This is a genomic window from Streptomyces justiciae, from assembly GCF_015163075.1.
Lineage (GTDB): Bacteria > Actinomycetota > Actinomycetes > Streptomycetales > Streptomycetaceae > Streptomyces > Streptomyces justiciae.
Genome location: NZ_JADDXU010000027.1, coordinates 1 through 11760 on the forward strand (window position 1 = coordinate 1; position 11760 = coordinate 11760).

Consider the following 11760-nt stretch of genomic DNA (forward strand, 5'->3'; position numbering starts at 1 on the left):
GCTAGAACAGCGGCATCTGCCCTGGGAACTCCGGAACGGCGTAGCCGTCCAACGCGGGCTGCGCGGCTCCCAGTTGGGCCTGTCGACGGGAGCCCGCGCAGGAGGTGAGTTCGCCGCTCTCCCGGGCCCCGGGCGGGTCGTGCCGCGCGAAGCGCCCGGCGACCACGGCGATCTCGCGCTGACATTCGGGGCAGTTTCTGCGACGGCTGGACATGGGGTCAGTGTGCCCCGGACAAGCGTGCGCCCCACATCGTGAGGCACATCACCACTCGCCTTCCGCACGAGGTCCAGGCATACGAAGAGACCCCCTCCACTCTGCGTTTCCGCAGTGTGGAGGGGGTCTTCCCCAGTGTGGCGGCGCCAGGATTCGAACCTGGGAAGGCTGAGCCGGCAGATTTACAGTCTGCTCCCTTTGGCCGCTCGGGCACACCGCCGGGGTTTTGCTGCCCTTCGAACCGCTTTTCGGCGGTGCTCCGTGGCAACGACGTAAACAATACCCGATGGAGAGGGGTGCTTCGCCACCCGATTGATCAGCGCTCGGGGGACGCGGGGTGGCTAGGCTTGTCCGGATGCGGCCCGGGGACTGTGCCCGGCTCGGCGGCAGCCCCACGCACGCCGAAACGCACCCGGTACGCACCCCGATACGCACCCCGATACAAGGAGCCACAGGACATGGCCGACTCCAGTTTCGACATCGTCTCGAAGGTCGAGCGGCAGGAGGTCGACAACGCCCTCAACCAGACCGGCAAGGAGATCTCCCAGCGCTACGACTTCAAGGGCGTCGGCGCCTCCATCTCGTGGTCCGGCGACAAGATCCTGATGGAGGCGAACTCCGAGGACCGGGTGAAGGCCGTTCTCGACGTCTTCCAGTCCAAGCTGATCAAGCGCGGCATCTCGCTGAAGGCCCTGGATGCCGGCGAGCCGCAGCTGTCCGGCAAGGAGTACAAGATCTTCGCGTCGATCGAGGAGGGCATCTCCCAGGAGAACGCGAAGAAGGTGGCGAAGATCATCCGCGACGAGGGCCCGAAGGGCGTGAAGGCCCAGGTCCAGGGCGACGAACTGCGCGTCAGCTCCAAGAGCCGCGACGACCTTCAGGCCGTCATCAGCCTGCTCAAGGGCAAGGACTTCGACTTCGCCCTGCAGTTCGTGAACTACCGGTAGTCCACGGCCGGTTCACGGCCTGTGCCGTGTCGTACGAGGAAGGGTGGGCACCTGGCCGGTGCCCACCCTTCTCGCCTGCTGGCTGCGGTCCGGGGGTGGATCAGTCGCGCGAGTTGCCGAACAGGATGCGGTAGCCGATGAGGAGGACGAGAGAGCCTCCGATCGCCGCGGCCCATGTCGTGCCGTCGTAGAAGTCCTTCGTGATCGGGTGGTCCAGCCAGCGGGCCGAGATCCAGCCGCCGATGAACGCGCCCGCGATGCCGATGAGGGTCGTGCCGATGAAGCCGCCCGGGTCGCGGCCCGGCAGCAGGAACTTGGCGATGGCTCCGGCCAGAAGCCCCAGGATGATCCAACCGATGATGCTCATGCCCTGAACCTGCCCTTCCGCGCTGTGCCTGCACTGTTCCGGCCCTGTGATCTACGTCCGGTCGGACTGTGTGCCTGCGCGGGTACGTCCCTGCTTCGGCGGCAACGCGAGTTCGTGCCGTGTTGATGAAGAGGACGTCACGGGTGCACCGGTTGGTTGCACTGATCAGTAGGGTGCGGCGCATGGCACCTTCCAGCCCGCGTCCCGACTCCGGCTCAGGTTCTGGACCTGGCTCCGGGCCCGCTTCGGAACTGCGACGCACCCTCGGCGTGGGCGACGCCGTCGTCATCGGGTTGGGGTCGATGATCGGGGCCGGTGTCTTCGCCGCGCTCGGCCCCGCGGCGCGCGCGGCCGGTTCCGGGCTGCTGATCGGGCTGGCGGTCGCCGCGGTGGTCGCCTACTGCAACGCCACCTCGTCGGCACGCCTGGCTGCGCTGTATCCGGCTTCCGGCGGCACGTACGTGTACGGGAGGGAGCGGCTCGGTCCTTTCTGGGGTTATCTCGCGGGCTGGTCGTTCGTGGTCGGGAAGACGGCCTCCTGTGCGGCGATGGCGCTCACCGTGGGCGCGTACGTCTGGCCGGGGCAGGCGCACGCCGTGGCGGTCGCGGCGGTCGTGGCGCTGACCGCGGTGAACTACGGCGGTGTTCAGAAGTCCGCTCTGCTGACGCGGGTGATCGTGGCGGTCGTGCTCGCTGTCCTCGCTTCCGTCGTGGTCGTGTGCCTGGGGTCGGGGGCTTCCGATGCCGGGAGGCTCAGCAGCGGGGCCTCGGGCGGTGCGGGCGGGGTGCTGGAGGCCGCCGGTCTGCTGTTCTTCGCGTTCGCGGGGTACGCGCGTATCGCGACCCTCGGGGAGGAGGTGCGGGATCCCGCGCGCACCATCCCCCGCGCGATCCCGCTGGCTCTGGGGATCGCGCTGGCCGTGTACGCGTGTGTGGCGGTGGCTGTCCTTTCCGTGCTGGGGGCCGAGGGTCTCGGGCAGGCCGGGGCACCGCTGACCGACGCCGTGCGGGCGGCCGGGGTGTCGGGCCTGGTGCCGGTGGTCCGGGTCGGCGCTGCCGTGGCCGCGCTGGGATCGTTGCTCGCTCTGATCCTGGGTGTCTCACGGACGACGCTGGCCATGGCGCGTGACCGGCATCTGCCCAGCGCCCTGGCGGCTGTCCACCCGCGCTTCCAGGTGCCGCACCGGGCGGAGCTGGCCGTGGGAGCGGTGGTCGCGGTGCTGGCCGCCACGGTGGATGTACGGGGCGCTATCGGGTTCTCCTCCTTCGGGGTGCTGGCGTACTACGCGGTGGCCAACGCCTCGGCCTGGACGCTCGGTTCGGCGCCGAAGGCGCGGGTCGTGCCGGCGGTCGGGCTTCTCGGGTGCGTGGTGCTGGCGTTCGCGCTGCCGGGGGTGTCGGTGGTGGTGGGCGCGGGTGTGCTGGTGGTGGGTGTGGTGGCGTACGGCGTGCGGCGACGGGTGGGTGGGGTGTCGCCGCGGTAGGGCGGTTGGCGGGGTTGGCTGGCGCTCCGAAGGGCGCGGACCCGGACCGGCGTTCAGCGCTCTGGCGGGATTGGCGGCGTATGGACGTGGGTGTGGATGCCGGTGTCGGTGTCGGTGTCGGCCGGATGTATCTCAGGCCGTACGAAGGCGCGGGGCGCCGGATGGGGGTATGCACGCGGGGTGCGGCTGCCTCGGCTCGGTGCGGCCGTGGTTCTGGCGGCCGTGGTTCTGGCGGCCGTGGTTCTGGATCTCTGGTGAAGTGCGGGCCCACAGACGGGCGTTGCACATGTTGGCTGCCCCCTGTGCCCGCACCTGCTCGTGCGCGGTCATGTGTTCATGATGCAGGCGGGCACTGACAGTCGGGGCGGCCTGTGGATAACCGCCAGCCTGTGGACAACTGGCGCAGTGGCCGGGTGTCCTACCAGCCCGAAGACGCGAACGGCTTGTCGGTCGAGACGATTTCGCGGCCCAGCGGGAACAGCGACACCGGGATCAGCTTGAAGTTGGCGATGCCGAAGGGGATGCCGATGATCGTGATGCACAGCAGGAGGCCGGTGACGATGTGGCCGAGGGCCAGCCACCAGCCCGCCAGGATCAGCCACAGCACGTTGCCGATGCAGGACGGGGCGCCGGCGTCGCGGCGCTCGACCGTCGTGTACCCGAAGGGCCACAGGGCGTAGACGCCGATACGGAAAGCCGCGATGCCAAATGGAATGCCGATGATCGTGATGCACAGCAGCACGCCGGCGGCGAGATAGCCGAGGAACAGCCAGAAGCCGCTCAGGACGAGCCATATGACGTTCAGGATTGTCTTCACTGGTGGCGACCTGCCATCTTCTCGAGGCGGGCGATGCGGTCCGCCATCGGCGGATGCGTGGAGAACATCTTGGAGAGTCCCTGTCCCGGGCGGAAGGGGTTGGCGATCATCATGTGACTCGCGGTCTCGATGCGCGGCTCCGGGGGCAGCGGGAGCTGCTTGGTGCCGGCCTCGAGCTTGCGCAACGCGCTGGCCAGGGCGAGGGGATCGCCGGTGAGCTGGGCGCCGGAGGCGTCGGCCTCGTATTCGCGGGAGCGGCTGATGGCCAGTTGGATGAGGCTCGCGGCGAGCGGGCCGAGGATCATGATGAGCAGCATGCCGAAGATGCCGGGGCCGTCGTCGTCGTTGGAGCGGCCGATCGGGATCAGCCAGGCGAAGTTGACCAGGAACATGATCACGGAGGCGAGGGCTCCGGCGACCGACGAGATCAGGATGTCGCGGTTGTAGACATGGCTGAGTTCGTGGCCGATGACGCCGCGCAGTTCGCGCTCGTCGAGGATGCGCATGATTCCCTCGGTGCAGCAGACCGCTGCGTTGCGCGGGTTGCGGCCCGTCGCGAACGCGTTCGGTGCCTCCGTCGGGGAGATGTACAGGCGCGGCATGGGCTGGCGGGCCTGGGTGGAGAGCTCCCGGACCATGCGGTACAGCGCGGGGGCCTCGAACTCGCTGACGGGGCGGGCGCGCATCGCGCGTAGCGCCAGCTTGTCGCTGTTCCAGTACGCGTACGCGTTGGTCCCCAGGGCGATCAGGACCGCGATCACGAGCCCCATACGGCCGAAGAAGCTGCCGATGACGATGATGAGTGCGGACAGTCCCCCGAGGAGTACTGCGGTCCTGAGCCCGTTGTGCCGGCGGTGCACGGTACGCCCTCCAAGTCGTGCAGCAGGGGAACCCTTTGCTTGCTGATCTGCGGTCCTTCTGGTGTATGTCCAGTGGACCCTCCCGTTCTGGTCAACGCCAGGCGAGAGCCGCTAGTTCCCTTGTGCGTGCGGGGCGGGGTGTGAGCCGTCCGGGTGAAGGCCCGGAAGCGGCCTGGTCGTGCGGTGGTGGGGGCCCTCAGAAGAGTCCGGTGCCGGCGAAGCGCAGGACCAGTTGGGGAGCGCCGGACAGGGCGATGCCGAGGACGCCGGTGAGGGCGAGCGCGGCGGTGAGGGGCGCGGGGACCCGGTGGCGTACAGCTTCGCCCTCGGGTGCGCGGAACAGCAGTGCCGTCCACTGGAGGTAGTAGTACAGCGCGATCACGACGTTGGCGGCCATGACCACCGCGAGCCAGCCGAGACCGGCGTCGACAGCGGCGGAGAAGACGGTGACCTTGGCAAAGAGGCCGATGATGCCCGGCGGGAGTCCGGCGAGGCACAGCAGGAAGAACGCCAGGAGGAGCGCGGCGAGGGGGTTGGTGGCGTAGAGGCCCCGGTAGTCGCTGACGCGGTTGCGGGACTTCGTACGGCCCACCACTGCGGCCACCGCGAAGGCACCGAGGTTCACGGCGGCATACATGAGGGCGTAGGCGACGGTGGAGCCGATGGAGTGCTCGGCGTCGTCGGAGTAGGCGGCCGCGGCGATCGGCACCAGGAGGTAGCCGGCCTGGCCGACGGACGACCAGGCGAGGAGGCGTACGGCGCTGTACGCGCGCGTGGCCTGCTGTCGGAGGGCGCCGACGTTGCCGACGGTCATGGTGAGGGCGGCCAGCGCGGCCAGGGCCGGGCCCCAGACGTCGGCGTACGAGGGCAGGGCGACGACGGTGAGGAGGATCAGGCCGGAGAAGCCGACCGCCTTGCCGACGACCGACAAGTAGGCGGCGATCGGGAGGGGCGCCCCTACGTAGGTGTCCGGAACCCAGAAGTGGAAGGGCACGGCGGCCGTCTTGAAGGCGAAGCCGATGAGGGTGAGGACCACGCCGGTCTGGGTGAGGGTGTGGAGCTGGCCGTCGACGTGCTGGACGCGGTCGGCGATCTGCGTGAGGTAGAGGGTGCCTGTGGAGGCGTACACGAAGCTGATGCCCATGAGGCTGACCGCGGTCGCGGTGACCGAGGACAGGAAGAACTTCAGGGCTGCTTCCGAGGACTTGCGGTCGCCTTGGCGCAGGCCCACGAGGGCGAACGCCGGCAAGGAGGCGACTTCCAGGGCGACGATCAGGGTGGCCAGGTCGCGGGAGGCGGGCAGGAGGGCGGCACCGGCGGCGGAGGAAAGCAGCAGGAACCAGTACTCCCCTTCGGGGAGTCCCTTGTCGGCGTCCCTGAGGGCCGTGACCGAGAGGAGGGCGGCCAGCAGCGCTCCGCCGAGAACCAGGAGCTGGAGGACGAGGGTGAAGCGGTCCGCGGTGTAGCTGCAGACGTCGGCTTCGCCGGACAGGCAGAAGGTCGCCCGGTCGCCGTCCAGGAGAGGCAGCAGCATGAGCGCAGAGGCGGCCAGGCCCGCGACGGAGAGCCAGCCGAGCAGCGCCTTCTTCGCGTCACCGACGAAGAGATCCGCCACGAGGACCACGAGGCCGACGACCGCCGCGATGGTGGGCGGTGCGATGGCGAGCCAGTCGACGGACTGGACGAGGTTCGCGGTCAGGGAGCTCATCGGGTGCCTCCTGCGAGGAGCTGCTGTACGGCCGGGTCGGTCAGGCCCAGGAGGGCCTTCGGCCACAGGCCGGCTACGACGGTGAGGGCGACGAGCGGCGTCCAGGTCGCGAACTCGTACGTGTGGACGTCGGCGAGCTGCGGCGCGTCCTGCGGTACGGCGCCCATGCAGACGCGGCGGACCACGGCGAGGAGGTAGGCGGCCGTGAGGAGGGTGCCGAAGGCCGCGATCGCCATGAAGGTGAGGAAGGCGGTGCGGCTGAGGTCGTCGGCGGGGTCGAACGCGCCGAACAGGGCCAGCATCTCGCCCCAGAACCCGGCGAGTCCGGGCAGGCCGAGGGAGGCGACCGCGGCGAACGCGAGCAGGCCGCCGAGGCGCGGGGCCTTGCCGTAGAGCGCGGCGCCGGTCTGTTCGGCGAGGGCGTCGAGGTCGGTGGTGCCCGTGCGGTCCTTGAGGGCGCCGACCAGGAAGAAGAGCAGGCCGGTGATGAGGCCGTGGGCGATGTTGGCGAACAGGGCGCCGTTCACGCCAGTCGGGGTCATCGTGGCGATGCCGAGGAGGACGAAGCCCATGTGACCGATGGAGGAGTAGGCGATGAGGCGCTTGAGGTCGCCCTTGGCGCCCTGTTTGGCGAGGGCCAGGCAGGCCAGGGACCCGTAGATGATCCCGACGACGGCGAAGGCGGCGAGGTAGGGCGCGAAGTCGGCGAAGCCGTCGGGGGCGATCGGCAGCAGGATCCGGACGAACCCGTACGTGCCCATCTTCAGCAGGACGCCGGCCAGCAGGACCGAGCCGACGGTCGGCGCGGCGGTGTGGGCGTCGGGCAGCCAGCTGTGCAGCGGCCACATCGGGGTCTTGACCGCGAGCCCGATCCCGATCGCCAGTACGGCGATGACCTGCACGGATGCGGTCAGGGACCGGCCGTTGTCAGTGGCGAGTGCCACCATGTCGAACGTGCCCGCCTTGATTCCGATCAGGAGCAGGCCCAGCAGCATGACGACCGAACCGAGCAGCGTGTACAGGATGAAGCGCCAGGCGGCCGCGGTCCTGCCCTCGCCGCCCCAGCGGGCGATGAGGAAGTACATCGGGATGAGCACCATCTCGAACGCCAGGAAGAACAGCAGCAGATCGAGAACGGCGAAGGTCGCGAGGGTGCCGGACTCGAGAACGAGCAGCAGAGCGACGAAGGCCTTCGGGGTCGGGCCCGAAGGCATCTTGAAGTACGAGTAGAGCGCGCAGAGGAAGGTCAGCAGCGCGGTCAGGACCAGAAGGGGGAGGGAGATGCCGTCGATGCCGAGGTGGATGCGCACGTCGAGTGCGGGAATCCAGCTGATGTCGGTCGTGGCCTGCATCTTCGACGGATGGTCGTGGTCGAAGCCGAGCGCGAGGACGATCGCGGCGACGAGAATCGCGCCGGTCACCGTCACCCCGTGCCGGAGCACGGCCTGCTCGGGCGACTTCCCCTTCAGCCCGGGGGGCGCGGGCAGCAGAGCTGCTACGGCACCGAGGAGCGGGCCGACGACGACGAACGCCAGAAGGAACTGCATCACGGACTCGTTGATATCGATCACGCCTGCTCACGCTCCCGTGGCGACGAGGACTGCGGCGACCACCAGGACGACGGTGCCGGCGAGCAGCGCGCTCACATAGGTCTGCACATTGCCGGTCTGGGCCCGCCGTACGGCCCAGCCCAGCGCCCGGGGCGTGGCCCCCGCGCCGCGTACATAGGTCTCGACGACCTCGCGGTCGAGGAAGCGGACGAGGGCGGCGCCGGCCTGGACCGGGCGGACGAAGAGGGCCGAGTAGACGGCGTCGAGGTGGAAACCGACGGCCGCGTGCCGGTGGAGTGGACCAAGCAGAAGCCTGCCGGGGTCGGCGGGGTCGGGCGCGTAGGCGATGTCCCCGTACGCCGGCTCGTGGCTGGCGATGGCCTCGGCCTCGACCAGGGCGGCGTCGCCCTCCGGGTGGGCCGCGACCGCGCCCAGCGGCACGCGGGCCGCGAGCGCGGTGGTGTGCCGCCAGGCTGCGTAGGTGACGATGCCGCCGACCAGGGCGACGCCCGTGCCGACGACGGACGTGGTCAGGGTCGGGGTCAGGTCGCGGCCGTCGAACCAGTCGGGGAGCACGCGATAGGCGAGTCCGCCGACGGCGAGGGACGGGACCGCGAGCACCCACAGGACCACGGTCATGGTGAGGGGCTCGCGGCCGTGGTCGGGGGCCTCGGCACCCTGGCCGCGGAAGGCCAGCAGCCACAGGCGCGTCGCGTAGGCCGCGGTGAGCAGGGCCGTGAGCAGCCCGGCGACGAGGACGACCCAGCCCGCCGCGCCGGGGGCGTGCTCGGTGTGGCCGGTGGCGACGTGCTCGGCGGCGCCGAGGACGGACTCCTTGGAGAAGAAGCCGCTGAACGGCGGGATCGCGGCGAGCGCGAGGAGCGCCACGGTCATCGTCCAGTAGGCGTCGGGCACGCGGTCGCGCAGATGGCCCATGCGGGACATGGCGGCCAGTGAGTTGGTGCCGGCGGCGTGGATGATCACGCCCGCCGCGAGGAACAGCAGCGCCTTGAAGGCGCCGTGCGACAGGAGGTGGAAGACGGCGGCACCGCGGTCGCCGACGGCGAGGGCGCCGGTCATGTAGCCGAGCTGGCCGATGGTCGAGTAGGCGAGAACGCGCTTGATGTCGTCCTGGGCGAGCGCGGCGAGCGCCGAGCCCGTCATCGTCACGGCCGCCATGACGGCGAGGACGACCATCGCGGCCTGCGAGGCCTCGAAGACAGGGAGGAGACGGGCGACGAAGTAGACACCGGCGGCGACCATCGTCGCGGCGTGGATCAGCGCGGAGACGGGCGTGGGGCCCGCCATCGCGTCCGGGAGCCAGGTGTGCAGCGGGAACTGCGCCGACTTGCCGGCCACGCCCGCGAGGAGCAGCAGGGCGATCAGGGTCGGGTGGTCCAGTCCCCCGCTCGCGACGGCGCCGAGCACCTTCGTGATGCGGAAGGACCCGGCGTCGGTGGCCAGCGCGAACAGGCCGATGAGGAAGGGGACGTCACCGAGCTTGGTGACCAGGAAGGCCTTGATGGAGGCGGCGCGGGCCTCCGGGGTCTCCCAGTAGTGGCCGACCAGGAAGTACGAGCAGATGCCCATCACTTCCCAGCCCACCAGCAGCACCATCAGGTCGCCGGAGTAGACGACGAGGAGCATCGCGGAGGTGAAGAGGGAGACGAGAGCCGCGTACGACGGGTAGCGCGGGTCGTCGCGCAGATAGCCGGTCGAGTAGATCTGCACGCAGCTCGCGACGAGGCCGACCAGGACGGCGACGAGGGCGGCGAAGCCGTCGATGTGCAGGGCGAGTTCGATCGGGATCGAGCCGGTGGGGGTGAGCTCGGTGGCGGCGTTCACCGCCTCGGCCCCGCCCTGGCGTACGGCGACGATCGCGGCCAGTACGAGTGCGGCGAGCGTCGGTAGTACCGCGAGCGGGCGGACGAACCCGGGGGCCGTGCGCCCCAGGAGCAGGCCGGCGGCCGCGCCCAGGAACGGAAGGAGGGGGACGAGGACGGCGAGGGTGGTGGTGGTCACGCGGTGGCCTCAGCCTTCTCGGCCGCGGTGGCGTCGCCGTCGGAGTCGGGGCCGTCGGGCTCGTGGCCCTCGGCGGTGTCGCGGAGCCTGTCGATGTCCGAGGTGCCGCGGTTGCGGTAGACCGCGAGGACGATCGCCAGGCCGATGCCGATCTCGGCGGCGGCGATGGCGATGGTGAACAGGGTCAGGGCCTGGCCGGAGTGCAGGGTCTCCTCGGCGGTCCGGCTGAGCCAGACGTCGAAGGCGACCAGGTTGAGGTTGACGGCGTTGAGCATCAGCTCGACCGACATCAGGACCAGGATCGCGTTGCGGCGGGCGAGGACGCCGTACAGGCCGGTGCAGAAGAGGAGGGCGGAGAGTACGGCGGGATAGGCGAGGTGCATCAGCGGGCGCCTTCCTGCTCGGCCGACTCGGCTGCCGTGGCCGGCTTGGCTCCGGCGGCGGACTCGGCACCTGTGGCGGAGCCCGCGCCTGGGGCGGTCCCGGCGGATGTGGTGGATGCGGTGCCTGGCGTGGATGCGGTGCCGGGCGTGGATCCGGTGCCTGTGGTGGATCCACTGCCAGTCGTGGCCCGAGTTCCCGTGACCGGCTCTTTTCGCCGGATCGGGTGATTGCGGGAATCCGGGACGGATGGGGAACCACCGGACACGGCCCGGGAGTTCACAGGGGGCGAGGCCGACTCCGCCTTCGCCTTGCGGGACAGGACGATCGCGCCGACCAGCGCCGCGAGGAGCAGGACGGAGAGGGCCTCGAAGGGGAGGACCCAGTTCTGGAAGAGGCTCGCTCCGGTGGCCTCCGTCGAGCCGGCGGCGGGGCCGTCCAGATCGATCCAGGTCGTACGGAAGGCGTCGACGACGACCCAGACCAGGGCGGCGGCCGAGGCGACGGCGACCGTGAGGGCGGCCCAGCGGTTGCCGGAGTCGGCGTCCGGGGAGCGGCCGATGGGGGCCTTGGTGAGCATCAGACCGAAGAGGAGGAGCACGACGACGGAACCGACGTAGATGAGGACCTGCACCCAGGCGATGAACTCGGCTGTGAGAAGGAGGTATTCGACAGCGAGACCCCCGAGGGTCACCACCAGCCACAGGGCGGCGTGCACCAACTGCCGGGTGGTGACGGTGATGAGGGCGGCGCCGAAGGTGACCAGGCCGACAAGGAGGAAGGCGATCTCGACGCCGGTCGGGCTGAGGAAGCCATGGGTCTCGGGGGCGGCCACAGTCAAGGGCAGGGAAGCGAGGCTCACGCGTCTCCCTCCTGCGGCTCGGCCTGGGCGGCGGCCAGCTTCTCGGCGGTCTTGCGGGCGGCGGCGATCTCCTTCGGCTCCTCGGCCGCGGGGTCGAGGGCCGGCGGGGCCGGGACGGTCCACATCCACTCGCGGAGCTTGTCGCGTTCGTGGGTGAGGTCGCGGATGTCGGTCTCGGCGTACTCGAACTCCGGGGACCAGAACAGGGCGTCGAAAGGACAGACCTCGATGCAGATACCGCAGTACATGCACAGGGAGAAGTCGATGGCGAAGCGGTCGAGGACGTTGCGGCTGCGCTCGCGGCCGCCGGGGGCGGCGGGCGGGACCGTCTCCTTGTGGGAGTCGATGTAGATGCACCAGTCCGGGCACTCCCGGGCGCAGAGCATGCAGACCGTGCAGTTCTCCTCGAACAGGCCGATGACGCCGCGGGTGCGGGGCGGGAGGTCGGGCTGGACGTCGGGGTACTGCTCGGTGACGGTCTTCTTCGTCATCGTGCGGAGGGTGACGGCCAGGCCCTTGGCGAGGCCACTGCCAGGAATGGGGGCCAT

At 70.2% G+C, this 11760-nt stretch carries 13 protein-coding genes and 1 tRNA gene; 2 read left to right on the top strand and 12 right to left on the bottom strand.

What is annotated here, in order from left to right; all coding sequences use genetic code 11:
- Position 1: 1 nt before the first annotated feature.
- Complete coding sequence (locus IQ210_RS42985) at positions 2-214, bottom strand: hypothetical protein (protein WP_079312082.1); 213 nt, start codon at positions 212-214, stop codon at positions 2-4.
- A 138-nt stretch (positions 215-352) separates the two neighbouring features.
- Positions 353-434 (bottom strand) — tRNA-Tyr (locus IQ210_RS42990).
- Between the two features lie 238 nt (positions 435-672).
- On the opposite strand from IQ210_RS42990, the gene IQ210_RS42995 reads away from it, so the two are divergent.
- A complete protein-coding gene (locus tag IQ210_RS42995) occupies positions 673-1161 on the top strand; it encodes a YajQ family cyclic di-GMP-binding protein (RefSeq protein ID WP_079312080.1) in 489 nt (162 codons plus the stop codon).
- Positions 1162-1261: 100 nt separating this feature from the next.
- On the opposite strand, the gene IQ210_RS43000 is transcribed toward IQ210_RS42995, so the two are convergent.
- A complete protein-coding gene (locus IQ210_RS43000; protein ID WP_079312078.1) occupies positions 1262-1528 on the bottom strand; it encodes a GlsB/YeaQ/YmgE family stress response membrane protein in 267 nt (88 codons plus the stop codon).
- A 182-nt stretch (positions 1529-1710) separates the two neighbouring features.
- Here IQ210_RS43000 and IQ210_RS43005 point away from each other — a divergent pair, with 182 nt between their 5' ends.
- On the top strand, positions 1711-3012 hold the full coding sequence (locus IQ210_RS43005; protein WP_228049502.1) for an APC family permease: 1302 nt from the start codon (positions 1711-1713) through the stop codon (positions 3010-3012).
- A 132-nt stretch (positions 3013-3144) separates the two neighbouring features.
- Here the strand turns inward: IQ210_RS43005 and IQ210_RS43010 are convergent, their stop codons facing one another.
- The 9 genes from IQ210_RS43010 to IQ210_RS43050 all read right to left on the bottom strand — a co-directional run bounded on the left by IQ210_RS43010 (position 3145) and on the right by IQ210_RS43050 (position 11760).
- On the bottom strand, positions 3145-3342 hold the full coding sequence (locus tag IQ210_RS43010; RefSeq protein ID WP_194084700.1) for a hypothetical protein: 198 nt from the start codon (positions 3340-3342) through the stop codon (positions 3145-3147).
- Positions 3343-3430: 88 nt separating this feature from the next.
- The gene (locus IQ210_RS43015) at positions 3431-3829 is read right to left on the bottom strand and encodes a YccF domain-containing protein (protein WP_194084701.1); all 399 of its coding nucleotides are present in this window, start codon (positions 3827-3829) and stop codon (positions 3431-3433) included.
- Positions 3826-4689, bottom strand: a complete 864-nt coding sequence (gene htpX / locus IQ210_RS43020) for a zinc metalloprotease HtpX (protein WP_194084702.1) — start codon at positions 4687-4689, stop codon at positions 3826-3828. The genes IQ210_RS43015 and htpX overlap by 4 nt, the downstream gene beginning before the upstream one ends.
- Positions 4690-4885: 196 nt before the next feature.
- Positions 4886-6397: an NADH-quinone oxidoreductase subunit N gene (locus IQ210_RS43025; protein WP_194084703.1), complete on the bottom strand. Its 1512-nt coding sequence runs from the start codon at positions 6395-6397 to the stop codon at positions 4886-4888.
- Positions 6394-7968 carry an NADH-quinone oxidoreductase subunit M gene (locus IQ210_RS43030; RefSeq protein ID WP_194084704.1) on the bottom strand — a complete coding sequence of 525 codons (1575 nt, stop codon included), beginning with the start codon at positions 7966-7968 and terminating at the stop codon, positions 6394-6396. The genes IQ210_RS43025 and IQ210_RS43030 overlap by 4 nt, the downstream gene beginning before the upstream one ends.
- A gap of 6 nt (positions 7969-7974) precedes the next feature.
- Entirely contained in the window at positions 7975-9969 is a 1995-nt protein-coding gene (locus tag IQ210_RS43035) for an NADH-quinone oxidoreductase subunit 5 family protein (protein ID WP_194084705.1), read from the bottom strand.
- Positions 9966-10352, bottom strand: a complete 387-nt coding sequence (gene nuoK / locus IQ210_RS43040; RefSeq protein ID WP_194084706.1) for an NADH-quinone oxidoreductase subunit NuoK — start codon at positions 10350-10352, stop codon at positions 9966-9968. The genes IQ210_RS43035 and nuoK overlap by 4 nt, the downstream gene beginning before the upstream one ends.
- Positions 10352-11212 (bottom strand): NADH-quinone oxidoreductase subunit J family protein, encoded by an 861-nt coding sequence (locus IQ210_RS43045; RefSeq protein ID WP_407699747.1) that lies wholly within the window; start codon positions 11210-11212, stop codon positions 10352-10354. Before IQ210_RS43045 ends, nuoK begins: the two co-directional genes overlap by 1 nt.
- The gene (locus IQ210_RS43050) at positions 11209-11760 is read right to left on the bottom strand and encodes a NuoI/complex I 23 kDa subunit family protein (RefSeq protein ID WP_194084707.1); all 552 of its coding nucleotides are present in this window, start codon (positions 11758-11760) and stop codon (positions 11209-11211) included. The genes IQ210_RS43045 and IQ210_RS43050 overlap by 4 nt, the downstream gene beginning before the upstream one ends.